The 24526-nt window shown below is 60.5% G+C and carries 22 protein-coding genes, 1 tRNA gene, 1 pseudogene and 1 riboswitch; of the genes and pseudogenes, 19 read left to right on the top strand and 5 right to left on the bottom strand.

The genetic code is table 11. The features are described from left to right. Positions 1–26 precede the first annotated feature (26 nt). Entirely contained in the window at positions 27–848 is an 822-nt protein-coding gene (locus tag KW848_RS06875; protein ID WP_111450836.1) for an HDOD domain-containing protein, read from the top strand. A 115-nt stretch (positions 849–963) separates the two neighbouring features. Here the strand turns inward: KW848_RS06875 and KW848_RS06870 are convergent, their stop codons facing one another. Continuing rightward, entirely contained in the window at positions 964–2349 is a 1386-nt protein-coding gene (locus tag KW848_RS06870; RefSeq protein WP_218536395.1) for a sensor histidine kinase, read from the bottom strand. Continuing rightward, entirely contained in the window at positions 2342–3013 is a 672-nt protein-coding gene (locus KW848_RS06865) for a response regulator (protein ID WP_218536394.1), read from the bottom strand. The genes KW848_RS06870 and KW848_RS06865 overlap by 8 nt, the downstream gene beginning before the upstream one ends. A gap of 233 nt (positions 3014–3246) precedes the next feature. On the opposite strand from KW848_RS06865, the gene KW848_RS06860 reads away from it, so the two are divergent. From KW848_RS06860 to KW848_RS06840, 5 genes are read left to right on the top strand one after another with little or no spacing between them, the layout of a single operon-like run. Then, the gene (locus KW848_RS06860) at positions 3247–4539 is read left to right on the top strand and encodes an OprD family porin (RefSeq protein WP_218536393.1); all 1293 of its coding nucleotides are present in this window, start codon (positions 3247–3249) and stop codon (positions 4537–4539) included. A 39-nt stretch (positions 4540–4578) separates the two neighbouring features. Then, on the top strand, positions 4579–5556 hold the full coding sequence (locus tag KW848_RS06855; RefSeq protein ID WP_192406618.1) for a tripartite tricarboxylate transporter substrate binding protein: 978 nt from the start codon (positions 4579–4581) through the stop codon (positions 5554–5556). 59 nt (positions 5557–5615) lie between these two features. Further along, a complete protein-coding gene (locus tag KW848_RS06850; RefSeq protein WP_218536392.1) occupies positions 5616–6074 on the top strand; it encodes a tripartite tricarboxylate transporter TctB family protein in 459 nt (152 codons plus the stop codon). A 1-nt stretch (position 6075) separates the two neighbouring features. After that, a complete protein-coding gene (locus KW848_RS06845; RefSeq protein ID WP_192406616.1) occupies positions 6076–7590 on the top strand; it encodes a tripartite tricarboxylate transporter permease in 1515 nt (504 codons plus the stop codon). Then, positions 7583–8623, top strand: coding sequence for an AbrB family transcriptional regulator (locus KW848_RS06840; RefSeq protein WP_218536391.1), 1041 nt, complete (start codon positions 7583–7585; stop codon positions 8621–8623). The genes KW848_RS06845 and KW848_RS06840 overlap by 8 nt, the downstream gene beginning before the upstream one ends. A gap of 124 nt (positions 8624–8747) precedes the next feature. Here the strand turns inward: KW848_RS06840 and ung are convergent, their stop codons facing one another. Further along, the gene (gene ung / locus KW848_RS06835) at positions 8748–9440 is read right to left on the bottom strand and encodes a uracil-DNA glycosylase (RefSeq protein ID WP_111450846.1); all 693 of its coding nucleotides are present in this window, start codon (positions 9438–9440) and stop codon (positions 8748–8750) included. A 132-nt stretch (positions 9441–9572) separates the two neighbouring features. Here ung and KW848_RS06830 point away from each other — a divergent pair, with 132 nt between their 5' ends. Continuing rightward, positions 9573–10676 carry an enoyl-CoA hydratase/isomerase family protein gene (locus KW848_RS06830; RefSeq protein ID WP_218536390.1) on the top strand — a complete coding sequence of 368 codons (1104 nt, stop codon included), beginning with the start codon at positions 9573–9575 and terminating at the stop codon, positions 10674–10676. A 59-nt stretch (positions 10677–10735) separates the two neighbouring features. On the opposite strand, the gene KW848_RS06825 is transcribed toward KW848_RS06830, so the two are convergent. Continuing rightward, positions 10736–11215, bottom strand: a complete 480-nt coding sequence (locus tag KW848_RS06825) for a hypothetical protein (RefSeq protein WP_192406609.1) — start codon at positions 11213–11215, stop codon at positions 10736–10738. A gap of 167 nt (positions 11216–11382) precedes the next feature. Beyond that, positions 11383–11625, bottom strand: a complete 243-nt coding sequence (locus KW848_RS06820) for a hypothetical protein (protein ID WP_218536389.1) — start codon at positions 11623–11625, stop codon at positions 11383–11385. 277 nt (positions 11626–11902) lie between these two features. Next, positions 11903–12003: riboswitch (guanidine-I (ykkC/yxkD leader) on the top strand. Between the two features lie 62 nt (positions 12004–12065). Here KW848_RS06820 and KW848_RS06815 point away from each other — a divergent pair. From KW848_RS06815 to KW848_RS06760, 12 genes and pseudogenes are all read left to right on the top strand, one after another. Continuing rightward, positions 12066–13133 carry a putative urea ABC transporter substrate-binding protein gene (locus tag KW848_RS06815; protein ID WP_111450850.1) on the top strand — a complete coding sequence of 356 codons (1068 nt, stop codon included), beginning with the start codon at positions 12066–12068 and terminating at the stop codon, positions 13131–13133. A 16-nt stretch (positions 13134–13149) separates the two neighbouring features. Next, on the top strand, positions 13150–13965 hold the full coding sequence (locus KW848_RS06810; protein ID WP_033054095.1) for an ABC transporter permease: 816 nt from the start codon (positions 13150–13152) through the stop codon (positions 13963–13965). Beyond that, on the top strand, positions 13962–14750 hold the full coding sequence (locus KW848_RS06805; RefSeq protein WP_218536388.1) for an ABC transporter ATP-binding protein: 789 nt from the start codon (positions 13962–13964) through the stop codon (positions 14748–14750). Before KW848_RS06810 ends, KW848_RS06805 begins: the two co-directional genes overlap by 4 nt. Positions 14751–14762: 12 nt before the next feature. Continuing rightward, positions 14763–15488 carry an urea amidolyase associated protein UAAP1 gene (locus KW848_RS06800; RefSeq protein ID WP_192406603.1) on the top strand — a complete coding sequence of 242 codons (726 nt, stop codon included), beginning with the start codon at positions 14763–14765 and terminating at the stop codon, positions 15486–15488. A gap of 11 nt (positions 15489–15499) precedes the next feature. Further along, a complete protein-coding gene (locus KW848_RS06795; RefSeq protein WP_076030050.1) occupies positions 15500–16141 on the top strand; it encodes an urea amidolyase associated protein UAAP2 in 642 nt (213 codons plus the stop codon). Positions 16142–16448: 307 nt separating this feature from the next. Further along, positions 16449–20096: an urea carboxylase gene (gene uca, locus KW848_RS06790; protein WP_218536387.1), complete on the top strand. Its 3648-nt coding sequence runs from the start codon at positions 16449–16451 to the stop codon at positions 20094–20096. A gap of 25 nt (positions 20097–20121) precedes the next feature. After that, positions 20122–21894 (top strand): allophanate hydrolase, encoded by a 1773-nt coding sequence (gene atzF, locus KW848_RS06785; RefSeq protein WP_218536386.1) that lies wholly within the window; start codon positions 20122–20124, stop codon positions 21892–21894. Between the two features lie 59 nt (positions 21895–21953). Then, positions 21954–22100 (top strand): annotated as a pseudogene (locus KW848_RS06780) (GGDEF domain-containing protein); the annotation flags it as partial. A 6-nt stretch (positions 22101–22106) separates the two neighbouring features. Continuing rightward, complete coding sequence (locus KW848_RS06775; RefSeq protein ID WP_218536385.1) at positions 22107–22301, top strand: cysteine-rich CWC family protein; 195 nt, start codon at positions 22107–22109, stop codon at positions 22299–22301. 56 nt (positions 22302–22357) lie between these two features. Further along, the gene (locus KW848_RS06770; protein ID WP_218536384.1) at positions 22358–23050 is read left to right on the top strand and encodes a pseudouridine synthase; all 693 of its coding nucleotides are present in this window, start codon (positions 22358–22360) and stop codon (positions 23048–23050) included. A gap of 312 nt (positions 23051–23362) precedes the next feature. Then, the gene (locus tag KW848_RS06765) at positions 23363–24247 is read left to right on the top strand and encodes an alpha/beta fold hydrolase (RefSeq protein ID WP_134097772.1); all 885 of its coding nucleotides are present in this window, start codon (positions 23363–23365) and stop codon (positions 24245–24247) included. A 180-nt stretch (positions 24248–24427) separates the two neighbouring features. Beyond that, a tRNA-Gly gene (locus tag KW848_RS06760) sits at positions 24428–24501 on the top strand. Positions 24502–24526: the final 25 nt, after the last annotated feature.

The raw sequence follows: 24526 nt of genomic DNA, 5'->3' as shown, positions 1-24526 counted from the left end.
TTTGTCGCAATACCTAGAGAAACGAAATGAGCGAGCTGGCGGAAAAGGTCCAACAGGATTTGGTTGAGGCCATCGATAACGATGACCTGGTTCTGCCAACGTTACCGGAAGTGGCCCTGCAGATTCGCAAGGCCGCCGAAGACCCGGAAATCAGTGTCAGCACCCTGAGCAAAGTGATCGGCCGCGATACCGCGCTGTCGGCGCGTCTGATCAAAGTGGTCAATAGCCCGCTGTTGCGCGCGACCCAGGAAGTCACTGACCTGCACACGGCAATCACTCGACTGGGCATCAATTACAGCAGCAACCTGGCCATCGGTCTGGTCATGGAACAGATTTTCCATGCCCGCTCCGAGGTGGTGGAACAGAAAATGCGCGATGTCTGGCGCAAAAGCCTGGAAATCGCCGGGATCAGCTATGCGTTGTGCCGCCGGTACACGCAACTCAAGCCCGACCAGGCAGCCCTTGGCGGACTGGTGCATCAGATCGGTGTGTTGCCGATCCTGACCTACGCCGAAGATCACTATGAACTGCTGGCTGACCCGGTCAGCCTCAACCATGTGATCGATCACATTCATCCACTGCTCGGCGACAAACTGCTCAGGGTCTGGGAGTTTCCGGAGATGCTGGTACAGGTGCCGGGGCTTTATCTGGACTTCAATCGACAGTCCGAGCGGGTCGACTATGTCGATCTGGTGCAAGTGGCCAGCCTGTATTGCCACAAGGACACCGATCATCCCCTCGCCCGTATCGACGCATTCAGCGTGCCGGCGTTCAAAAAGCTGGGAATTGATCCGGAGAACGAGGCAGTATGCCGCGATCTGGAAGAGTCACGGTCGATGTTTTACTAATCTAGACCGCGTCGCGCCCTTCGCGAGCAAGCCCGCTCCCACATTTGATCTGTGTTCACAGGACCAATGTGGGAGCGGGCTTGCTCGCGAAGGGGTCAGCCCTGACACCGAAAAACTATCCGGCGATAAAACTCACCCGCACCTTCAACCCCGCCTGCTCGCCATCGTGCAGGCTGATTTGAGCCAGGTGTGCGCGGCAGATCTCGCCAACAATCGCCAGTCCCAATCCCGAACCGGCCACCTGCTGGTTGCGCCGATAAAAGCGCTCGAACACCCGATCGCGCTCTTCAAGAGGAATGCCTGGGCCGTCGTCCTCGACCTCCAACACAGCCGGTGCCGTGACCCGAAGAATCACGTTGCCACCCGACGGCGTGTGCGCCAGCGCGTTATCCACCAGATTGCTCAACAGTTCGTTCAACAGCGTTGGCTCGCCGCGCAACCACACCGGTTCGTCCGCTTCCAGCGCCAGCGCCACACCGCGCGCATGGGCCAGCGGCGCCATGGCCATGCCGAGTTCGCGAGCCAGCTGACTGAGGTCAAGCAACTGCGCGCCGCCCTCGGCGATGGCCCGGGCACCGTTTTCGACCCGTGCCAGCGAGAGCAATTGATTGGCAAGGTGAGTCAAACGGTCCGTACTTTGGGCGACCGTTTCCAATGTATTGCGCCAGGTTTCAGGTTCGGTCGAGCGCAAACCCAGCTCCAGTCGTGCCTTGAGCGCCGCCAGGGGCGTACGCAACTCATGGGCGGCATCGGCGATGAACTGCGCCTGACGCTCGAACTGCCCGCGCAAGCGCTCGGTAAAGTGATTGAGCGCGCGCACCAGCGGCCATAATTCGCGTTGCACTTCCACCAACGGTAATGGCCGCAGATCGTCCGACTGACGCTCTTCCACCGCGGTGCGCAAGCGTTCCAACGGACGCAACGCGGCGCTGACCGCAAACCACACCAACAACAACGCACCCATCGCCAACATACCCAGACGCAGCAACGTGTCCGCCGCCAGGCTGCGGGCCATGCTGACCCGCGCCTCATCGGTTTCCGCCACGCGGATTTCCGCCATGCCGTTCATGTTCGGCTCGCTCACGGGTTTGAGCAGGCTCACCACGCGCACGTTCTGCCCCTGGTACTTGGCGTTATAGAAGCGCGCCAGTGCCGGATAGTCATCGGTGCGTGGCGTTCCCGGCGGCGGTGGCGGAAGGTTTTCGTAACCGGAAATCAGCTTCTGATTGATGTCGTTGACCAGGTAAAAAATCCGTCCCGCACTGTCGTAGGCGAAGGTGTCGAGGGCCACGTAGGGCACGTCGGCGCTCAGCGTGCCGTCACGCTGGGAGACGCCCGCAGCGATGGTCCTCGCCGAGGCCAGCAAGGTCCGGTCATAGGCGGTGTCGGCCGCTTCGCGACCGTTCCAGTAAGCGCTCAAACCACTGGCCAACATCAACACCACCAGCAACAGCGCCAGATTCCACAGCAACCGCCAACGCAGGCTGCTGGGCTTATGCATCGCGGCTTTCCAGCAAGTAGCCGAGACCGCGGAAGGTCACGATGACGACCGGTTGACCGTCGAGCTTTTTGCGCAGGCGATGGACATAGATCTCGATGGCGTCGGGGCTGGCCTCTTCGTCCAGTCCGAAGACTTGCGAGGCCAGTTGCTCTTTGCTCATCACCCGACCGGGACGGGCAATCAGGGCTTCGAGCACCGCCTGCTCGCGGGAGGTCAGGGTCAGCAACTCTTCGCCAAGGGTGAAGCGCCGGGTGTCCAGGTCATAGGCCAGCACACCGCAGCGCTGCAGGCGTTCACCGCCGAGCACACTGCGGCGCAGCAAGGCTTTGACCCGGGCTTCGAGTTCGGTCAGTTCGAAAGGTTTGGCCAGGTAATCGTCAGCGCCAAGGTTCAGGCCGTGGACCCGATCCTTGACGTCGCTGCGGGCGGTCAGCATCAACACTGGCAGGTTCTTGCCCCGCGCCCGCAGGCGCGCCAGCACTTCGAAGCCATCCATGCGTGGCAGGCCGACGTCGAGAATCGCCATGGCGTATTCCTCGCTGCTCAACGCCAGGTCGGCCGCCACGCCGTCGTACAGCACATCCACGGTCAGCCCGGTGCTCTTGAGCGCCTGGGCGACACTTTCGGCGAGCTGCAGATGGTCTTCGACGAGCAGAACACGCATGGATCCTTACCTCATTCAGGGATGGCCGACGCCATTCTTTGGCGCGGAGTTTACAGCCGCAACCGCCGCTGTGAAGCCCGAAAACCGTGAAAGTCTTCTGAAAGGTTAGCGAAAGGTTGGCCGGTTAGAGTCCAGCCACGGACAGTTTCGACTGCCGTCGCTACCGCACATAGCGTACGAAAAACGCCTCGAAGCGTTTTCGCCAATAAGAACAATAAACGGAGTACTTCAAGATGCAGTCCATGCAGCTCCAGGCTTGCCCGCCTGCTCGCTTTTCCCGCCTCAGCTACACCGCCCTTGCCAGTGCTGCCGCCCTCGCCGGCTTTTCGCCGTTGAGCCAGGCTGCCTTCTTCGAAGACAGTACGGCAACCCTCGAAACCCGCAACATGTATTTCAACCGCGACTTTCGCGACGGTACCAGCGCCCAGCAATCCAAGCGGGACGAATGGGCCCAGGGGTTCATGCTCAATCTGCAATCGGGTTACACCGACGGCACCGTGGGGTTCGGTGTCGATGCGCTGGGCATGCTGGGGGTCAAACTCGATTCGAGTCCCGACCGCACCGGCACCGGCCTGCTGCCAACCCATGACGACGGCCGCGCGGCCGATGAGTACTCCAAGCTTGGCCTGACCGGCAAAGTGAAAATCTCCGCCACGGAACTTAAAATCGGCAGCCTGATTCCGGAACTGCCGATCCTCAAGCCCAACGACGGGCGCATCCTGCCGCAGACTTTTGAAGGTGGAATGCTGACCTCCAAAGAGATCAAGAACCTGACCTTCGCCGGCGGGCGTCTGGAGAAAGCCAAGGACCGCGACAGCACCGACTTCGAGGACATCGCCCTCAACAACAAGAACAGCCGCTTCGCCGGTACCGTGGCCGGCAAGCACTTTGACTTTGGCGGCGTGGACTACAAGTTCACCGACAAGATCACCGGCAGCTACCACTTCGCGCAACTCGATGAAGTCTACAACCAGCACTTCCTCGGTATTGTCGCTTCGCAACCGTTCGGCCCCGGTACTTTCGGCACCGATCTGCGCCTGGCCATCAGTGATGACCAGGGTGCGGCCCGTGGCGGCAAGATCGACAACAAATCCCTCAACGGCCTGGTGAGCTACGCCTTGAGCGGGCATAAATTCAGCGCCGGCTATCAGCACATGTCCGGCGACAGCGCGTTCCCTTATGTCGATGGCAGTGACCCGTACCTGGTCAACTTCGTTCAGATCAATGACTTTGCCGGCGCCGAAGAACATTCCTGGCAGGCGCGCTACGACTATGACTTCGCCAAACTCGGCATCCCCGGCCTGAGTTTCATGAGCCGTTACCTGAGCGGTGACAACATCAAGCTCAAGAACGGTGACGAAGGCAAAGAGTGGGAACGCAACACCGAAATCAAATACGTCGTACAAAGCGGCGCGCTCAAGGATGTCGCCGTGCGCCTGCGTAATGCCACTTACCGCTCCAACTACTCCGCTCGCGATGCCGATGAAGTGCGTCTGCTGGTGAGCTATAGCGTTGCCCTTTGGTAATTCAGTAAACCTATAACAACAACTCCCCAGGAGACTTGAATGAACTTATCACTGCGTAAAGTTGCTCTCACCGCCAGCGCCCTGCTGTTCGCCGGCCAATTGCTCGCCGAACCCAAACGCCCGGAATGTATCGCCCCGGCCTCGCCAGGCGGCGGTTTCGACCTGACCTGCAAGCTGGCGCAAAGCGCGCTGGTGAATCAGAAACTACTGACCAAACCGATGCGCGTGACCTACATGCCCGGCGGTGTCGGCGCGGTGGCGTACAACGCGGTGGTCGCCCAGCGTCCGGCCGATGCTGGCACGCTGGTGGCGTGGTCCAGCGGTTCGCTGTTGAACCTGGCCCAAGGCAAGTTCGGCCGTTTTGATGAAAGCGCCGTGCGCTGGTTGGCCGCCGTTGGAACAAGCTATGGCGCCATCGCGGTGAAAAGCGATTCGCCTTACAAGACCCTGGACGATCTGGTTCAGGCGTTGAAGAAAGATCCGAGCAAAGTGGTGATCGGCTCCGGCGGCACCGTCGGCAGCCAGGACTGGATGCAGACCGCCCTGATCGCCAAGGCCGCCGGGATCAACCCGCGTGACCTGCGTTACGTCGCCCTCGAAGGCGGCGGTGAAATCGCCACCGCCCTGCTCGGCGGCCACATTCAGGTTGGCAGCACCGACATCTCTGACTCCATGCCACACATCCTGAGCGGCGACATGCGCTTGCTGGCTGTGTTCGCCGAGAAGCGTCTGGACGAGCCGGAAATGAAAGACATTCCGACCGCCAAAGAGCAAGGCTACGACATCGTCTGGCCAGTGGTTCGCGGCTTCTACCTCGGGCCAAAAGTCAGCGATGAAGACTACGCCTGGTGGAAAGACGCTTTCGACAAACTGCTGGCTTCTGAAGAGTTCGCCAAGTTGCGTGATCAGCGTGAACTGTTCCCGTTCGCCATGACCGGCCCGGAGCTGGACACCTACGTGAAGAAGCAGGTGGCGGACTACAAAGTGCTGGCCAAAGAGTTCGGCCTGATTCAGTGATCGCCTCTGTCTAGCGGCTGCGGCCCCCGTTCTGCGGGGCCGCGGCACAGGAGTTTCTCATGCTCTTACAACGCATTTTCGCTTCGGTGCTGTTGCTGGCCTGTGTTGGCCTGGCGCTGATGGCGTGGCCGTATCAAGCGGCCTTTTCCTACGAACCGGTGGGGCCCCGAGCCTTCCCGCTATTGATGCTCGGCCTGATGGGCCTTGGTCTGTTGTACATGGTGTTTCGTCCGACACCGATCGTGCACAGTGACGACGACCCGAAACTCGACCGTGAAACCCTGATCAAGATCGGCATCTGCGTACTGCTGTTGCTGGTGTTCGCCGGGGCCTTCGAACCCCTTGGTTTCATCGTCGCCAGCATTCTGATTGGCATCCCTATGGCACGCCTGTATGGCGGCCGCTGGCTACCCAGCACGGTGATCATCAGCCTGATGGCTATCGGTCTTTATCTGCTGTTCGACAAGGTGATGGACGTGCCACTGCCGCTGGGCGTGCTCGACGTTCTGGAGAACTGATATGGATACTCTTGGCTATTTGGGTCAGGGCTTCGGCGTCGCGCTGAGCCCGTACAACCTGGTGACCGCACTGTGCGGCACCCTGATCGGCACCGTCGTCGGGCTGTTGCCAGGCCTGGGCCCGATCAACGGCGTGGCGTTGCTGATTCCGATTGCATTCGCCCTCGGTCTGCCGCCGGAGTCGGCGCTGATCCTCCTGGCGGCGGTGTACCTGGGTTGTGAATACGGCGGCCGGATCAGCTCGATCCTGCTGAACATTCCGGGCGAAGCCTCCACCGTCATGACCACCCTCGACGGTTACCCGATGGCTCGCAAGGGTCTGGCGGGTGTAGCGTTGTCGCTGTCGGCGTGGAGTTCGTTCATCGGTGCGTTCATCGCCACTTGCGGCATGGTGCTGTTCGCCCCGTTGCTGGCGAAATGGGCGATTGCCTTTGGACCGGCAGAGTATTTCGTGCTGATGGTGTTCGCGATTGTCTGCCTCGGCGGCATGGCCGGTGATCGACCACTGAAGACTTTTATCGCCGCGCTGATCGGTTTGTTTTTGTCGACCGTCGGGATCGATGCCAACAGCGGCGTGTATCGTTTCACCGGGGACAACATCCATTTGACCGACGGCATTCAGTTCGTCGTGCTGGTACTGGGTTTGTTCTCCATCAGTGAAATCCTTCTGCTGCTGGAAAAAACCCATCGCGGCCAGGAAGCGGTGAAAGCGACCGGCCGGATGATGTTCAACTTCAAGGAAGCGTCGTCGGTGTTCGTGGTGAACATCCGTTGCGGTCTGCTCGGTTTCATCATGGGCGTTCTGCCGGGTGCCGGCGCAACACTGGCCAGTGCCGTGGCCTACATGACCGAAAAACGTATCGCCGGCGCCAATGGCACGTTCGGACAAGGCGACATGCGTGGCCTCGCGGCGCCGGAAACCGCCATCGGCGGCGCAGCCTGCGGTGCCCTGGTGCCGATGCTGACGCTCGGCGTTCCGGGTTCCGGTACCACGGCGGTCATGATCGGCGCACTGTCGCTGTACAACATCACCCCGGGTCCGCTGTTGTTTCAACAGCAACCGGACATTGTCTGGGGCCTGATCGCTTCGTTGTTCGTCGCCAATATCATGCTGGTGATCCTCAACATCCCGATGATCCGCATCTTCACGCGCATCCTGGCCGTGCCGAACTGGGCGCTGGTGCCAGTGATTGCGATCATCACCGGGATCGGCGTCTACGCGGTGCACGCCACCACCTTCGACTTGTTCCTGATGATCGGCATCGGCATCTTCGGTTACATCCTGCGCAAGCTGGATTTCCCGTTGTCACCGGTTCTGTTGGGCTTCATCCTTGGTGGCCTGATGGAGCAGAACCTGCGTCGCGCCCTGTCGATTTCCAACGGCGCGCTGGAAATCCTCTGGTCCAGCCCGATCACCTTCGGTGTCTGGGTACTGACCGCAATCATGCTGCTGATGCCGATCCTGCGAATCTGGCGCAAACGTTCGGTCGCCCGGCGCGTTATCGCCGATGTCTGATCGAACACCCTTCAAAGCCTGGTGGGGAACTCCGCTGGTCGGTCTGCTGGGCGGTTACCTGGCCAGCCAGATTGGCTGGCCACTGCCATGGATGGTCGGCTCGTTGCTGGCGATCATCCTGGTGCGTTGCCTGACACCCTGGCAATTGGCGGAAATCCCTGGCGGCCGCAAGTGCGGCCAGTGGATTGTCGGCATCGGCATCGGCCTGCACTTCACCCCGGTGGTGATGGAGCAGGTCCTGAGCCACTTCGGCCTGATCTTCTTCGGTGCATTGGTCACCAGCCTCTCGGCCGTGGTCGGTGTCTGGTTGATGCGGCGTACCGGTGAAGATCGCGCCACCGCGTTCTTTTCCAGCATGCCCGGCGGCTCCGGGGAGATGGTCAACCTCGGCGCGCGTAACGGCGCGGTGCTCAGTCGCGTTGCAGCGGGGCAAAGTCTGCGGGTGTTGGTGGTGGTGCTGTGTGTGCCGGCGGCGTTCAAGTATTTACTGGGTGACGGTGCACCACTGTCCCATGCCACTTCCGTTGACTGGCGCTGGCTGGCACTTCTATTCCCGGCGGGCGCCCTCGCCGCCTGGATCTGGGAGCGTCTGCGTCAACCCAATCCGTGGCTGTTCGGTCCGTTGCTGGTGAGTGCGGCGGTGAGCATTGGCTGGGATCTGCACATCAGTTTGCCCAACGGCGGCAGCCAGATCGGCCAATGGCTGATTGGCAGCGGGTTGGGGTGCCACTTCAATCGGCAGTTTTTCCGGCGTGCGCCGTCGTTTATGGGGCGGACCTTGATCGGCACGGTGCTGACCATGTTGATCGCCACGCTGGCAGCCTTGGGGTTGAGTGCGCTGACGCATCTGGATTTGCGTTCGCTGACATTAGGCATGATGCCCGGCGGGATTGCGGAGATGAGCCTGACGGCAGAGACATTGCAGTTGTCGGTGCCGTTGGTGACGGCGATGCAGGTGATGCGCTTGTTGTTTGTGTTGTTTCTGGCGGAACCGTTGTTCAAGTATTGGAATCGGCAGCCCGACGCCCCCTAACCTGATCGTTCCCATGCTCCGCGTGGGAATGCCTCAACGGACGCTCCGCGTTCGGCTTTGGATGGGACGCAGAGCGTCCCGGGCTGCATTCCCACGCAGAGTGGTGGGAACGATCATTAACCCCTCAAACCGGCGGCAACCGCCACTCAATCGGCGTCTCGCCATTCTGCTCCAGAAACTTATTGGTTCGACTGAAGTGCCCGCACCCGAGGAAGCCGCGATAGGCGGACAGCGGTGATGGATGCACCGACGTCAGCACCAGGTGCTTGGTGGCATCGATCAGTTTCTGCTTGCTCTGGGCATGCGCGCCCCACAGCAGGAACACCAGATGTGGCTGGTGTTCGCTGACCACTTCGATAATCCGATCGGTAAAGTGTTGCCAGCCTTTGCCCGCATGGGCGTTGGCGTTGGCGCGTTCCACGGTCATGGTGGTGTTGATCATCAGCACGCCCTGGTCAGCCCAGCTTTGCAGGCAACCGTGGGTCGGGATGTCGATGTTCAGATCGCGTTTCAACTCCTTATAGATATTCACCAGCGACGGCGGCGCCGGTACGCCCGGTTGCACTGAAAAGCACAAGCCGTGGGCCTGTCCCGGACCGTGGTACGGGTCCTGGCCGAGGATGACGACTTTGACTTTATCCAGCGGCGTCGAATTGAGCGCGTTGAAAATCATCGGTCCCGGAGGGTAGATTTCCTTGCCTGCCGCACGCTCCTCTTGCAGGAAGTTGCGCAACTCTGCCATGTAGGGCTGGTCGAATTCGGCACGCAGTGCCTCCTTCCAGCTCGGTTCGAGTTTGATACGGTCGTCAGCAGTCATGGTTACATCCGGCAAAAACAATGGGGCGAACCCTAGGAAAGCCCATCACGCTTGTCAATTGATCTGACGCAGATCCAGCACTTTCCTACATAGCGATCATACTGAACGCTCAAATTCCCGATCGAGGTCACGATGAATCTGCACTTCGAAGAACTCACTGGCACCGACGGCGCACGCATCGGAGTCGCCAGCCTGGATGCCGAAAAGTCCCTCAATGCCCTGTCCTTGCCGATGATCAACGCCTTGCGCGATCAACTGGACGTCTGGGCCAAAGAGCCACAAATCGTCTGCGTCGTGCTGCGCGGCAACGGTGCCAAAGCCTTTTGCGCCGGTGGCGAAGTCCGCAGCCTGGTGGAAGCCTGTCGCGCCCATCCCGGCGAAGTGCCGCCGTTGGCCGCGCATTTCTTTGCGGCGGAATATCGCCTGGACTTCAATCTGCACACTTATCCTAAACCGCTGATCTGCTGGGGGCATGGCTATGTGCTCGGCGGCGGCATGGGGCTGCTGCAAGGGGCGGGCATTAGAATTGTTACGCCGAGCAGCCGCCTGGCGATGCCGGAGATCAGTATCGGTTTGTACCCGGATGTCGGGGCCAGTTGGTTTCTGTCGCGCCTGCCCGGCAAGCTCGGATTGTTTCTCGGTCTGACCGGCGCCCATATAAACGGTCGCGATGCGATCGATCTCGACCTGGCCGACCGTTTCCTGCTCGATGAACAGCAGGAAGAACTGATGGAAGGCCTACTGCAGTTGAACTGGCAGGAACAGACACCGATGCAGCTGAACAGCCTGCTCAAGGCCTTGCAGCAGGAAGCCATCGCGCAAATGCCTGAAGCCCAGTGGCTACCACGACGCCAGCAGATCGATGAGCTGCTGGATGTCAGTGACGTGCGCTGCGCCTGGAAGGCCATCAGCCAGCTGCGCGACAACACGGATCTGCTGCTCAGCCGTGCCGCGAAAACCATGAGCGAAGGCTCGCCCCTGACCGCTCATCTGGTGTGGGAGCAGATCGCCCGCGCCCGGCACATGTCGCTGGCTCAAGTCTTTCAGATGGAATACACCATGAGCCTCAACTGCTGCCGTCATCCCGAGTTCAGCGAAGGCGTGCGCGCACGGTTGATCGACAAGGATCAAAAACCGCATTGGCACTGGCCAGACATCAATAACCTGCCGGATGCGGTGGTAGAAGCGCATTTCCACAAGGCCTGGGAAGGCCGGCATCCTCTGGCCGATCTGTAGGAATAATGAAATCTGGGCATAAAAAAGCGGCGCTTCATGCGCCGCTTTTTTATGAGTGTTTAACGGTGGCCGCCTCGGCCATCGTTATCACCGCGACCGCTGTGGTCGCCCCTTCCGCCACGGTTGTCGCGTCCGCCATGACCGCCGCGATAGTCGTTGTTTCCACCGCGGCTACGACCGTCCCAACCGCCACGGTTATGGTTATCCCAGCCGCCGCGGTTATGGTCATCCCAGCCGCGATTCTGATGAGCCCGGTAATCGGCTCGTGGCGACGACTGGTAATAACGCGGTGCCGGTTGATAAACCCGCGGCTGGTAGTAATAACGCGGTGTTGGCTGGTAATACCGCGCTGGCGGTGCGTAGTACCGGCGTGGTTGCGTGTAGTAACCGCCGCCGCCTGAATAGTAAGGTCCGCCGTCATAATAGGATGGCGAGGTATAGACCTCGGAACTGTAGTAGCTGGCTCCTCCATCGGAATAGGGCACGCATGCACCAAGAGACAATCCCAATACAGCAATCAGAAGAATTCGCAGATACATGGCGGCCTCCTGGACCGCGAGTGAGCCACACCAGCGACGCTGGCAGGCGACAGTCAATTATTCGGTGACTGTCGAAAGATCAGACATCGTTTTCCAAATCTGGTGCGTTCCTGAAACAGATTGAAACAAGTCGCCGATGAAAGGTTTTTCATCCATTCACCCGCTGATTAGTGGTGGCCACCACGATATCCACCTCCGTAATAACGAGGTGAATGCCCGCCCCAATAGTAGTAACGATAGCCACCATAAAAGCGCGGACCAGAGTAATAGCGCGGTCCGTAATAGTAGGAATAGGGTGAATAGCCGGGGTAGTAATAAGGCGCGGAATACACATCGTAGCCACCGGCGTAGTAGTAGCAGCCGGACAACCCCAGACCGAGAACAACACCAAACAACAGTCGACGAAACATGGCGGCCTCCTGAAAGACCCACAGCCGGAACACGCCGGCTGACACCTATTTTGACTGGAAATATTCCATCGAGTGCCGAGCCGCCAGGACCTTCAGATCAGCGGCCGGCCCGATCCATTGCGGTGCACCCATGCACCATCACAAGGCGACGTCGCCACCTCTTCCCAACGCGCTAATGGCGTAAACGCCCACGCTAGAGCGCTCAAGCCAACTTGGCACGGCTCTCGCTTTAGCAAAGACGTGCAGGAGTCATCACAGGTTCGCGGCACCACAATTTGCAATGGCTGACTAGGGTTCCGGCTCGCTAAGGCGAGTGGCTGGTCCGAGAGTTGGCGACCTCCAGTTGAGGTTACACGGCGGGATAAAAGCCCGGGAGACAAGCCACCGTTCACGGTGCCGCGTTGACTCCTGCCCGCCCTTGATCAACTGGAGAACCACCCATGCTCAAGCTTCGTTTACCCGCCCTGCTCGCCGCTGCTTTCGCAGCCCTCGTGAGCGTCTCGTCCCAGGCCGCACAGAAAGACCACTTCAGCGTTTGCTGGACCATCTACGCCGGCTGGATGCCGTGGGAATACGCCGGCAGCCAAGGCATCGTCGATAAATGGGCAAAGAAGTACGGCATCAAGATCGATGTGGTGCAGCTCAACGACTATGTCGAATCGATCAATCAATACACCGCCGGCCAGTTCGATGGCTGCACCATGACCAACATGGACGCGCTGACCATTCCGGCGGCCGGTGGCGTCGACAGCACCGCGCTGATCGTCAGCGACTTCTCCAACGGCAACGACGGCATTGTGCTGAAGGGCGACGGCAAGAAAGTCACCGACCTCAAAGGCATGGACGTCAATCTGGTGGAGCTCTCTGTCTCCCACTATTTGCTGGCCCGGGCGCTGGATTCGGTCGATCTCACCGAGAAAGACCTGAAAGTGGTCAACACCTCCGACGCCGACATCTCGGCGGCCTTCAACACCGATCAGGTCAACGCCGTCACCACCTGGAACCCGATGCTTTCGGACATCAAGGCCAAGCCTGCGGTGACCGAAGTGTTCAACTCCAGCCAGATCCCCGGCGAAATCATGGACATGATGGTGGTCAACAGCGCCACCCTCAAAGACAACCCGGCTCTGGGCAAAGCGCTGACCGGCGCCTGGTTCGAAGTGGTGGAATTGATGAACGCCAAAAACGCCGCCAGCAAAGCCGCTCTCGAACACATGGCCAAAGCCTCGGGCACCGATCTGGCCGGTTTCCAGTCGCAACTGGACACCACCAAATTGTTCGCCACCCCCAAAGAAGCCCTGGCGTTCTCCACCAGCAAGCAACTGCCGGAAACCATGCGCAAGGTGGCCGAGTTTTCGTTCCAGCATGGCTTGCTGGGTGAAGGCGCCAAGGACACCAGCGCGGTCGGCATGGCGTTCGCCAACGGCGTGACCAGCGGCGACAAGAACAACCTCAAGCTGCGCTTCGACCCGACCTACGTGCAGTTGGCCGCCGACGCCAAGCTGTAATCAGGAGGACCTGGCCATGCGCCTGATCAATCGCCACCCGGATCGCCCCAGTCGCCTGCTGTTGGTGATCCTGCCGTTCGCCCTGGTGCTGTTCGCCTACTTCATGGGCTCGGCCGAGCGGCTGACGGACAACCCCAACGACAAGTTGCTGCCGAGCGCCGTGCAGATGACCGACGCGGTGAAACGCCTGGCCTTCACCGCCGACACCCGCACCGGCGAATACGTGTTGTGGCAAGACACCGCGTCCAGCCTGCGCCGCCTGGCCATCGGCCTCGGTATCAGCGCGTTGGCCGGGCTGTGCCTGGGCATCGCCGCCGGTACGCTGCCGCTGTTTGGCGCGCCGTTGTCGCCATTGTTGACGGTGCTGTCGATGGTGCCACCGCTGGCGATTCTGCCGATTCTGTTCATCGTGTTCGGCTTGGGGGAATTGTCGAAAGTGATGCTGATCGTGATCGGCATCACCCCGTGCCTGGCCCGTGATCTGGAGCAACGCGCCCGAGAGATTCCGGTCGAGTTGCTGATCAAGGCCCAGACCCTCGGCGCTTCGACCTGGACGCTGATGCTGCGCGTGGTGCTGCCGCAATTGCTGCCGCGCCTGCTGATCTCGCTGCGGCTGATGCTTGGCTCGGCGTGGTTATTCCTGATCGCCGCCGAAGCCATCGCCTCCACCGACGGCCTCGGCTACCGGATTTTCCTGGTGCGCCGCTACCTGGCGATGGACGTGATTTTGCCCTACGTGGTGTGGATCACCCTGCTCGCCTGGCTGATGGACTGGGGCCTGAAACGCCTGACCCAACGGGCGTTCCCTTGGTATGAGGGGGCCCGCGCATGAGCTTCATCACGGTGAAAAATGTCTGGCAGCAATACGCCGATCAGGTGGTGCTCGAAGGGCTGAACCTGAACGTCAACGAGGGTGAGTTCTGCACGCTGGTCGGCGCTTCCGGCTGCGGTAAATCGACCTTCCTGCGGCTACTGCTGGGTCAGGAGCGCGCCAGTCGCGGCGAGATTCTGTTGGATGGCCAGGCCTTGGCCGGCGAGCCGGATGCCAGCCGTGGCGTGGTGTTCCAGCGCTACTCGGTGTTCCCGCATTTAACGGTGCTGGACAACGTCGCCCTGGGCCTCGAACTGCCGCGCTCGCCGCTGCTCGGGCGGTTGTTCGGCAGCGCTAAAAAAGACGCACGCGAACAAGCCTCAGTGCTGCTGCACAAAGTCGGCCTCGGCCACTCGCGGGACAAGTACCCGGCGCAGCTCTCCGGCGGCATGCAACAACGACTGGCCATCGCCCAGGCGCTGATCATGAAGCCGCGCGTGTTGCTGCTCGACGAACCGTTCGGCGCCCTCGATCCAGGCATTCGCAAAGACATGCACGGCCTGCTGCTGGAGCTGTGGTGCGAGACGCAATTGACGGTGTTCATGGTCACCCACGACCTGTCCGAAGGCTTCAGCCTCGGCACTCGCCTGCTGGTGTTCGACAAGGTCCGCCTCGACCCGCACGCCCCCGGCGCCTATGGCGCCCGCATAACCTACGACATCCCTTTGAACAGCGACCGCCGCGTCAACCGCGCCGCCGTCGATGCCTTGCCGGCTGCGCTGGCGGGCACGCTTCGTATCGCTTAGAGGAATCTTGAAATGACTGATTCGACTCAACTGTTCCCGCCCTTCGCCGAAGAAATGCTCCCCGGCGGTGGCCATCGTTCCTTCGTCCTGAAACGCGGCCAACTGCTGCGCCTGACCGACCTGCGCGGAGGTGCCAACGTCAGCCTGACGCTGCTCAACGCCAATGAAAAAACCGAACGCCTGAACCTGCCCGACAGCCTCAAATGCCAACACACCGCCAAGCTCACCACCGGCCATTGCCTGTATTCGGACATGGGCCGCGTGCTCGCCGCCATTACCGCCGACACCTGCGGTTGGAGTGACAGCCTCGGCGGCGTGCTCTGCGCTGAAGAGGTCGCAGAAAAATACGGCGCGGGGCGCTATCAGGAACTGCGCAACGGCTTCTTCCGCAACGGCGCCGACAACCTGTTGGTGGAATTGGGCAAGTGGGGTTTGGGCCTGTCCGATTTGCTGATGACGCTCAACCTGTTCAGTCGCGTGAACGTCGATGAGGCCGGGCGTTTTCATTTCGTCGAAGGCCATTCCAGGGCCGGCGACTACATCGAGTTGTATGCGCCGATGGACACGCTGGTGGTGCTCACCGCGCTGCAACATCCGATGGATCCTTCACCTGAGTACGCGCCGAAGCCATTGAAGTTGAGCTGGATGAACGCCGATGCCAGCGTCGCCGAACACTGCCGCACCTCGCGCCCGGAAAACGAGCGCGGCTTCATCAACACCGACCGTCTGTTCGCCTGAGGATCGCTGCCATGTCACTCGCAATCGCTACCGCTCAACAGCTGCCCGAAACCGCGATATACCGCGCCACCATCCCGGCCGGCGAACCGTGGCTGATGGAGGTCAAGGCTGGCCAGACCTTGCGCATCCTCGACCTGGAAGGCAATCAGGCCGTCGACACGTTGTTCTACAGCGTCGCCAACCCAAAGGAACGCTACGACGTACAACGTACGTTGCGCCGACAGAACAGCGTCTACCTGAGCACCGGCAGCGTGCTCTATTCCAACCTCGGCAAGCCGATGCTGACCATCGTTGCCGACACCTGCGGCCGTCACGACACCCTCGGCGGAGCGTGTGCGCAAGAGAGCAACACCGTGCGTTATGCGTTGGAGAAACGCTACATGCACAGCTGCCGCGACAACTACCTGCGGGCCTGCGTCCACGATGGGCGATTGGGCAAGGGCGACATCGGACCGAACATCAACTTCTTCATGAACGTGCCGGTCACGGCGGATGGCGGGCTGACGTTTGAGGACGGGATATCGGCGCCGGGCAAGTACGTCGACCTGCGGGCCGAGATGGACGTGATCGTGCTGATCTCCAATTGCCCACAACTGAACAACCCATGCAACGCCTACAACCCGACCCCTGCGGAGCTGCTGGTATGGAACTGAAATTCGCGCGGTTGCGTAGATGGTTGTTTGCCCTGTGCCAGGCCCGTTCAAGCCAGTGCCTCAAACAGCCCAAACACCATTAATCAACTGTGGGAGCGGGCTTGCTCGCGAAGGCGGAGTGTCAGTCGACATCAATGTTGAATGTGCTGGCCCCTTCGCGAGCAAGCCCGCTCCCACAGGGGGACGGTGGTGTTTTTGAGTGAGTTGATTCTGCCGTCGGGGACGACCTCGGCGCCTATCGAAAAACTGCGGGACGGCCCGCATCCCAAGTCGAGGCTGATGCGTTATCGCCTCCAGGGGTTATGCCATGTTCGAAAAAGTCCTGATTGCCAACCGTGGCGCCATTGCCTGTCGCATCCTGCGCACCCTGCGTGAGTTGCAGGTCCAGGGCGTTGCCGTTTACTCCGAAGCCGATGCCGCCAGTTTGCATATCTTGCAGGCCGATGAAGCCCACAGCCTCGGTGAAGGCGCAGCCGCCGGCACCTATCTGGCCGTCGAAAAAATCCTCGCCATCGCCAAATCCACCGGCGCCACGGCGATCCATCCCGGCTACGGTTTTCTTTCGGAAAACGCTGCGTTCGCCGAAGCGTGCGAAGCCGCCAACATCGCCTTCATTGGCCCGACACCAGAGCAGCTGCGCGTGTTCGGCCTCAAGCACACCGCGCGCGCCTTGGCCAAGCGACACGGCGTACCGATGCTCGAAGGTACCGAGTTGCTCGACAGCCTCGACGCGGCGCTGATGGCTGGCGAACAGGTCGGCTACCCGGTCATGCTCAAAAGCACCGCCGGCGGTGGTGGCATCGGCATGCGCGTGTGTCGCAGTGCCGCCGAGTTGAGCGAATCCTTTGAAGCGGTCAAACGCCTCGGACAGAACAACTTCAGCGACGCCGGGGTGTTCATCGAAAAGTACATCCAGCGCGCCCGACATCTGGAAGTCCAGGTGTTCGGCGACGGCCAGGGCGAAGTGATTGCCCTCGGCGTGCGCGACTGCTCGGTGCAGCGGCGCAACCAGAAAGTCCTCGAAGAAACCCCCGCACCGAACCTCCCCGAGGGCATGGCCGAAGAGCTGTGCGCGGCGGCGATCAAACTGGCGAAAGCGGTGAATTACCGCAGCGCCGGCACCATCGAATTCGTCTTCGACAGCGAGGCTCAGCGTTTCTACTTTCTCGAAGTGAACACCCGTTTGCAGGTGGAGCACGGCGTCACCGAGCAAGTCTGGGGCGTGGATCTGGTGCGCTGGATGGTGGAACTGGCGGCGGGTAATTTGCCGCAGCTGAGCACATTGAGCCAAGGTTTGAAAGCCTGCGGCCATGCGATTCAGGCACGGCTTTATGCCGAAGATCCCGGTCGCGATTTTCAGCCGAGCCCAGGCTTGCTGACCGCCGTGAACTTCCCTGCCGCCGATGGCAAACACCTGCGCATCGACACTTGGGTCGAGGCAGGTTGCGAGATTCCGCCGTACTTCGATCCGATGATCGCCAAAGTCATCAGTTGGGCGCCGAGCCGCGAAGAAGCCGCTGCCGATCTGCATCAAGCGCTGGGCGACAGCCTGCTCTACGGGGTGGAAACCAACCGCGATTATTTGCGGCAGATTCTGCTCGATGTGCCCTTCACCAGCGGCCAGCCCTGGACCCGTTGCCTGGAAGTTTTGGCCTATCAGGCCAACACCTTTGAAGTGCTCAGCGCCGGCACTCAGACCAGCGTTCAGGATTATCCCGGCCGTCTCGGTTACTGGGCCGTGGGCGTGCCGCCGTCAGGGCCGATGGACAGTCGTGCGTTGCGTCTTGGCAACCTTTTGCTGGGTAACGACGAAGGCGCCGCTGCGCTGGAAATCACCATGAGCGGGCCGCTGCTGCGCTTCAATTGCGACGCGGTGGTGGCGGTGACCGGGGCCGTGATTCCACTGACCCTTAATGGTGAAGTGGTGCCGATGAACACGGCTTTGCTGGTACCGGCGGGCGCTACTTTGAGCCTTGGTACGATTGCCGGTGCGGGCGCCCGCAGTTATTTGTGCCTGCGCGGTGGCCTGCAAGTACCGGATTACCTGGGCAGCAAAAGCACTTTCACCCTCGGCCAGTTTGGTGGGCATGGCGGTCGTGCGTTGCGAGCCGGGGACGTGTTGCATGTCCTTGCTTTGAGCGATCGCAGCAGCGGTCTTCAACTGCCTGAAGAACAGGTCACCGAGTTGCCCACCGTGCGGCAAATCAGGGTGATCTACGGCCCTCATGGTGCGCCGGAATACTTCACCAAAAACTACATCGGCACCTTCTTCGCCACCCAGTGGGAAGTGCATTTCAACTCCAGCCGAACCGGCGTGCGGTTGATCGGGCCGAAGCCTGAATGGGTGCGTGCCGATGGTGGCGAGGCGGGTCTGCATCCATCCAATATCCATGACAATCCGTACGCCATTGGTGCAGTGGATTTCACCGGGGACATGCCGGTCATCCTCGGTCCCGACGGCCCTAGCCTCGGCGGTTTTGTCTGCCCGGTGACGGTGATCGAGGCGGATCTTTGGCAGCTGGGCCAATTGAAGGCCGGGGACAAAGTGCAATTTATCCCCGTCGATCTCCAGACCGCCCGTACCCTCGCCTTGAAATGGAATTCCCCCTGTGGGAGTGAGCCTGCTCGCGATGGCGGCAGTGCAGCCAACATTGATGTGACTGACACACCGCTATCGCGAGCAGGCTCACTCCTACAGGGAGTTGTGTCGCCTGTGGTGTTGGATTTGGGTCAGGGTGATACGCGTCTGGTGGCAAGGCTGTCGGGGGACACTCATCTGCTTTTGGAAATCGGCGCACCCGAACTGGACCTCGTCCTGCGCTTCCGCGCCCACGCACTGATGCAAGCCCTGGAAAGCCAAAACCTGCACGGCGTCATCGACCTCACCCCAGGCATCCGCTCGCTGCAAGTGCACTACCAACCCGAACAACTGCCGCTGGCCGATCTGCTCGGTATCGTCGCTGGCGAATGGGACGCCGTATGCGCCGCCAAGGACCTGCAAGTGCCCTCGCGCATCGTCCATCTGCCATTGTCCTGGGACGACCCGGCCTGCCAGTTGGCGATCGAAAAATACATGACCACCGTGCGCAAGGACGCCCCGTGGTGCCCGAGCAATCTGGAGTTCATCCGCCGCATCAACGACCTGCCAAACCTCGATGAAGTGCAGCGCACGGTGTTCGACGCCAGCTACCTGGTGATGGGCCTGGGCGACGTCTACCTCGGTGCGCCGGTCGCGACGCCGCTCGATCCACGTCATCGTTTGGTGACCACCAAATACAACCCGGCCCGCACCTGGACCGCGGAAAACTCGGTGGGCATCGGTGGCGCCTACCTGTGCGTGTACGGCATGGAAGGCCCTGGCGGATATCAGTTCGTGGGCCGCACGTTGCAGATGTGGAATCGCTATCGCGAGGTCGCCGCATTCGATGGCAAACCGTGGTTGCTGCGCTTCTTCGATCAGATCCGTTTCTACCCGGTCAGTGCCGATGAACTGCTGCGCATTCGACGGGATTTCCCCCTCGGCCGCTTCGATCTGAACATCGAGCACAGTCAGCTGAATCTGGCGGATTACCAAGCCTTCCTGACGAAGGAAGCCGAGAGCATTGCCGCGTTTCGCGATCAGCAAAAAGGCGCGTTCAACGCCGAGCGCGAGCGCTGGATCGCCAGTGGCCAGGCGCATTTCGACAGTGAAGAACGGGGCCCGGAAGTCACCGACGACGCACCACTGGCCAGCGGTCTACAGAGCGTCGACAGCCACATCGCCGGCAACCTTTGGCAGGTTCAGGTTGAAACCGGTAGCCGGGTTGCCGCGGGGGATGTGCTGGTGATTCTGGAGTCGATGAAGATGGAAATCCCATTGCTCGCGCCCGTGGCCGGTGTGGTACGCGAGATTCGTGTGCAACCGGGTTCGGCGGTGCGTGCCGGACAGCGTGTCGTGGTGCTGGAACTCGACTGAACCCATTATGAAAAGGACTAACGCGATGAACATCAATCTGCAACTCGACGCCCTGCGCAGCGCTTATCGCATCGGCAACATCACGCCCCGTGAACTGCTACTGAGCCTGCGCGATAAGGCCGCGGCGTTGAACCCGGACTATCACCTGTTCATCCACTTGCTCAGTGTTGAAGAACTGGAACCGTACCTCGCCGCACTCGACGGTCGCGACCTCGACAGTTTGCCGCTGTTCGGCGTGCCATTCGCGATCAAAGACAACATTGATCTGGCGGGCATTCCGACGACCGCGGCGTGCCCGGCGTTTACCTACGTGCCGGAGCGTTCGGCGACCATCGTCGAACAGTTGCTGGCGCTGGGGGCGATTCCGTTGGGCAAGACCAATCTTGATCAATTCGCCACCGGGCTTAACGGCAGTCGCTCGCCGTATGGCGCGTGCCCGAACAGCGTGTTGTCGGAGTATCCGTCGGGCGGTTCCAGCGCCGGCTCTTCACTGGCGGTGGCACTCGGCGTGGCGAGTTTCTCCCTGGGCACAGACACGGCGGGTTCCGGGCGTGTGCCGGCGGCGCTGAACAATCTGGTGGGGTTGAAAGCCACCAAAGGGTTGATCTCCACGGCCGGTGTGGTTCCGGCGTGCCGCACCCTCGATTGTGTGACCACGTTCACCGCGACGGCTCGGGAAGCCAGTCAGTTGCTCGCGCTCACTGCGCACCTTGATCCCCGCGATGAATACAGCCGCAGTAATCCGTTGTGGAATGACGGCTCGGCGTTTGGTGCGCCTCGGCCCTTCCGCTTTGGCGTGCCGCGTGCTCAGGATCTGGAATTCTTCGGCTGCCCTGAAGGCCCGTTGTTATTCGGTGACGCCATCGACCAGCTCAATGCCTTGGGCGGTGAAGCCGTGGAACTGGATTTGTCGCCGTTCCTTGAAGCGGCGCGTTTACTCTATGAAGGCCCGTGGGTGGCTGAGCGCTACAGCGTCGCCGGCGAACTGATGGAGCAAAATCCTGAAGCTGTACTGCCGGTGATTCGCGCGGTGCTGGCCAAGGCGCCAGCGGTGAACGGCGTGCAAACCTTCCGCGCCCAGTACCGGCTGCAAGCGCTGAAAGCCCTGTGCGACCAGGCGCTGGAAGGCCTCGACTGCGTGCTCACCCCCACCATTGGCCGCCCCGTCACACTGGCGGAACTGGACGCCGAGCCAGTGCTGCGCAATTCGGAACTGGGCTACTACACCAACTTCATGAACCTGCTCGATTACGCCGCCGTCGCCGTGCCCAGCGGTTTCATGGGCAATGGTTTGCCGTGGGGCGTGACGTTGTTCGGGCGGGCGTTTACTGATCAGTATTTGTTGGGTGTAGCGGATGCGTTGCAGCGCCAGCTAGGTTTGGCGACACCGGTTCCGTCGTCTGTCGCACGTCACGACCGGGCGCGATTGGTGGTGTGTGGTGCGCATCTGGATGGGCTGGCGCTGAATTGGCAATTGAAGCAGCGCGGAGCTCGACTGGTCGAGACGACGTTCAGCTCGCCGGACTATCAACTGTATGCCCTGGCCGGCGGCCCGCCGTTTCGGCCCGGGATGGTTCGCGTGAAGGACGGGGGGGTGGCGATTGCGGTGGAGGTTTGGGAATTGCCGAGCCGTGAGCTGGGCTCGTTTTTGACCGGGATCCCGGCACCGTTGGGGTTGGGCAAGGTGCAATTGGCCGATGGGCGCTGGGAGAGTGGATTTATTTGTGAGGCGTATGGGTTGGAGGGGGCGGTGGATATCAGTCACTTGGGTGGGTGGCGGCGTTACCTCGCTCAATGATCGTTCGCCCTGCACATCGAGCAGTTATTTCCCGGCAGTGCCTTTAGAATGCCTGCCCGCTGATCGTGAGCATCGGCCTGCTCCCCCTGCAGACCGATGACACCTTGCACACGCTGCTCTCGAGGGCCGATCATGCGATGTACCGGGCCAAACAAGCCGGCCGTAACCGCACCTGTGTGGAAATGCCTCACTCCAGTTATGAATAACCCTACATGAATAAGCCAGATTTCTGCCCGGCCTGCGGCGCCTCCAACGACTGCGCCCTGGCCGACCCGCGAACCGCCGATCGGGCCTGCTGGTGCTACGGCGTCAGCATCGATCCGGCGGTGCTCGAAGCACTGCCGCCCGAACTGCGCGACAAATCCTGTTTGTGCCCACGCTGTGCGCAAGTCGAGGCGCAGCTGTAAGCAACCGCACAATCGATCACGTAAGATACGCGCCCCTTTCCTACCGATCCCTCGTCATGCGCATTGACCGTTTCCTCAGCAACCTGCCGCGCTTCAACCGTAAGCAGGTGCGTCTGTTGCTGGTGGAAAAGCGCGTCAGCATCGACGGAAAAATCGTCAGCGACCCGCACGCCGAGGTACTCGAGTTCAGCCGCGTCGAGGTCAACGACGAGGTTCTGCAAGTCGGCAAGCCTGCACGCTATTTCATGCTGCACAAACCGCCTGGTTGCGTCAGTGCCACCCGCGATCCGCAACACCCGACCGTGCTCGACCTGATCCATGAGCCGGACAAGGAGGACCTGCATATCGCCGGCCGCCTGGATTTCAACACCACCGGCCTGATGCTGATCACCAACGACGGCAGCTGGTCGCGACGCCTGACCCAACCGCAGACCAAGCTACCCAAGGTCTACTACGTCGAGACCGAGCAAGAGATTGGCCCGCAATACGCATTGAAATTCACCGAAGGCCTGTACTTCGCCTTCGAAGACCTTACAACCCAGCCTGCCGAACTGGTCTTGCTCGGGCCAAAATCGGCGCGCCTGAGCATCATCGAAGGCCGTTATCATCAGGTGAAGCGGATGTTCGGCCATTTCGACAACAAGGTGCTGCGCCTGCACCGCGAAAGCATGGGCCCGCTGGTGCTCGACAGTGCCCTGAAACCGGGCGAGTACCGCGCATTACGCACCGAAGAGATTCAATTGATCTAAGCAGACGACCGCTCAGCAGAAGTTGTCGAACAATTTTCCAAAGATACTTGCGCGATGACGTGACCCCTGCTTGAATCAGGACGTCGGCCGAAATGTGACCGACGAGTCACAACATACTTCTAAGAAACTTTTTGCCGGTAGAGAACCCTCAGGTTCCGCTTTCCCCCGGCAGACTGCCCGCCAATAACAATACCCGTCGACCGGACTGCACTGGATCGACATGGGCTCAAAAATTCCAGGCGTATGCCTACCTGTCACAAAGCTCGTGCAATCTCATTTGCGCGCATACCCGCTTGCTTGGAGTCTTATGACATGAGGCCAGAAATCGCTGTGCTGGATATACAGGGTCAGTATCGGGTTTACACGGAGTTCTATCGCGCAGACGCCGCAGAGAAGACCATTATTTTGGTCAACGGCTCGATGGCCACGACTGCGTCGTTTGCACAGACCGTGAAAAACCTTCATCCGCAGTTCAATGTGGTTTGCTACGACCAGCCCTACGCGGGCAAGTCGAAAGCCCACAACCTGCACGAGAAATTGCTGACCAAGGAAATCGAAGGGCAGATCCTCCTGGAGCTGATCGACCACTTCGCCGCCGAACACGTGCTGTCGTTTTCCTGGGGTGGCGCCGCGACCCTGGTCGCCCTGGCCCACCAGCCACGACGCATCGAAAAAGCCGTGATCAGCTCGTTCTCTCCGGAGATCAACGCGCACATGCTCGACTACCTCGAGCGCGGCATCGATTACCTCGGTAGCCGGGACGGTGACCGGGTCGGCAACCTGGTGAACAGCACCATCGGCAAACACCTGCCGACCCTGTTCAAGCGCTTCAATTATCGGCACGTCAGTTCCCTGGCCGAGCATGAATACGGGCAGATGCACTTCCACATCAGCGATCTGCTGCACAGTGATCGCCAGTGCTTCTTCAAAGCCGCAGAGAAAGTTAACGTACCGGTGCTGTTCATGAACGGCGAATGGGACGAGTACACCGCTGCCGACGGCGCCCAACTGTTCGCCAACCACGTGCAACACGCTACGTTCACCACCCTGCAGGCCACCGGCCACTTTCTCGACATGGAACACAAAGCTGCTTGCCGAGATAGCCGCAACGCATTGCTGGGCTTCCTGAAACCTTCGCAACACGAAAGTCGACCGCGTTATCACTACGTCCAGGACCAACATGCATTGGCCATCTGAAACAGCGTCATCGCGAGCAAGCTTCGCCCTACAGTGTTGAATGCATTCCTGTAGGAGCGAAGCTTGTCCGCGATAGACCGTCATGCGGTCTCTGTTTTTGTTTCACCTGCGCTAAAGCCGTCCCACACAAAGAAAAACTTCATTTCCACGGCCACATCTGGTACAAAGTCACCGCTCTGAGCGGGTGTCGTATAATGGCATTACTCCAGCTTCCCAAGCTGATAACGAGGGTTCGATTCCCTTCACCCGCTCCAATCGAATTTTGGTCTCACGTCAGGA

It is taken from the genome of Pseudomonas sp. PDM25, from assembly GCF_019219045.1.
Classification (GTDB): Bacteria; Pseudomonadota; Gammaproteobacteria; order Pseudomonadales; family Pseudomonadaceae; genus Aquipseudomonas.
Note: the sequence above shows the minus strand (reverse complement) of the source record. Positions and strands in the feature narration are given on the sequence as shown.

Excerpts from the sequence above, each read along its gene's own strand:
- KW848_RS06875 (WP_111450836.1), top strand. The coding sequence starts at position 27 with ATGAGCGAGCTGGCGGAAAAGGTCCAACAGGATTTGGTTGAGGCCATC.
- KW848_RS06870 (WP_218536395.1), bottom strand. The coding sequence starts at position 2,349 with ATGCATAAGCCCAGCAGCCTGCGTTGGCGGTTGCTGTGGAATCTGGCG.
- KW848_RS06865 (WP_218536394.1), bottom strand. The coding sequence starts at position 3,013 with ATGCGTGTTCTGCTCGTCGAAGACCATCTGCAGCTCGCCGAAAGTGTC.
- KW848_RS06860 (WP_218536393.1), top strand. The coding sequence starts at position 3,247 with ATGCAGTCCATGCAGCTCCAGGCTTGCCCGCCTGCTCGCTTTTCCCGC.
- KW848_RS06855 (WP_192406618.1), top strand. The coding sequence starts at position 4,579 with ATGAACTTATCACTGCGTAAAGTTGCTCTCACCGCCAGCGCCCTGCTG.
- KW848_RS06850 (WP_218536392.1), top strand. The coding sequence starts at position 5,616 with ATGCTCTTACAACGCATTTTCGCTTCGGTGCTGTTGCTGGCCTGTGTT.
- KW848_RS06845 (WP_192406616.1), top strand. The coding sequence starts at position 6,076 with ATGGATACTCTTGGCTATTTGGGTCAGGGCTTCGGCGTCGCGCTGAGC.
- KW848_RS06840 (WP_218536391.1), top strand. The coding sequence starts at position 7,583 with ATGTCTGATCGAACACCCTTCAAAGCCTGGTGGGGAACTCCGCTGGTC.
- ung (WP_111450846.1), bottom strand. The coding sequence starts at position 9,440 with ATGACTGCTGACGACCGTATCAAACTCGAACCGAGCTGGAAGGAGGCA.
- KW848_RS06830 (WP_218536390.1), top strand. The coding sequence starts at position 9,573 with ATGAATCTGCACTTCGAAGAACTCACTGGCACCGACGGCGCACGCATC.
- KW848_RS06825 (WP_192406609.1), bottom strand. The coding sequence starts at position 11,215 with ATGTATCTGCGAATTCTTCTGATTGCTGTATTGGGATTGTCTCTTGGT.
- KW848_RS06820 (WP_218536389.1), bottom strand. The coding sequence starts at position 11,625 with ATGTTTCGTCGACTGTTGTTTGGTGTTGTTCTCGGTCTGGGGTTGTCC.
- KW848_RS06815 (WP_111450850.1), top strand. The coding sequence starts at position 12,066 with ATGCTCAAGCTTCGTTTACCCGCCCTGCTCGCCGCTGCTTTCGCAGCC.
- KW848_RS06810 (WP_033054095.1), top strand. The coding sequence starts at position 13,150 with ATGCGCCTGATCAATCGCCACCCGGATCGCCCCAGTCGCCTGCTGTTG.
- KW848_RS06805 (WP_218536388.1), top strand. The coding sequence starts at position 13,962 with ATGAGCTTCATCACGGTGAAAAATGTCTGGCAGCAATACGCCGATCAG.
- KW848_RS06800 (WP_192406603.1), top strand. The coding sequence starts at position 14,763 with ATGACTGATTCGACTCAACTGTTCCCGCCCTTCGCCGAAGAAATGCTC.
- KW848_RS06795 (WP_076030050.1), top strand. The coding sequence starts at position 15,500 with ATGTCACTCGCAATCGCTACCGCTCAACAGCTGCCCGAAACCGCGATA.
- uca (WP_218536387.1), top strand. The coding sequence starts at position 16,449 with ATGTTCGAAAAAGTCCTGATTGCCAACCGTGGCGCCATTGCCTGTCGC.
- atzF (WP_218536386.1), top strand. The coding sequence starts at position 20,122 with ATGAACATCAATCTGCAACTCGACGCCCTGCGCAGCGCTTATCGCATC.
- KW848_RS06775 (WP_218536385.1), top strand. The coding sequence starts at position 22,107 with ATGAATAAGCCAGATTTCTGCCCGGCCTGCGGCGCCTCCAACGACTGC.
- KW848_RS06770 (WP_218536384.1), top strand. The coding sequence starts at position 22,358 with ATGCGCATTGACCGTTTCCTCAGCAACCTGCCGCGCTTCAACCGTAAG.
- KW848_RS06765 (WP_134097772.1), top strand. The coding sequence starts at position 23,363 with ATGAGGCCAGAAATCGCTGTGCTGGATATACAGGGTCAGTATCGGGTT.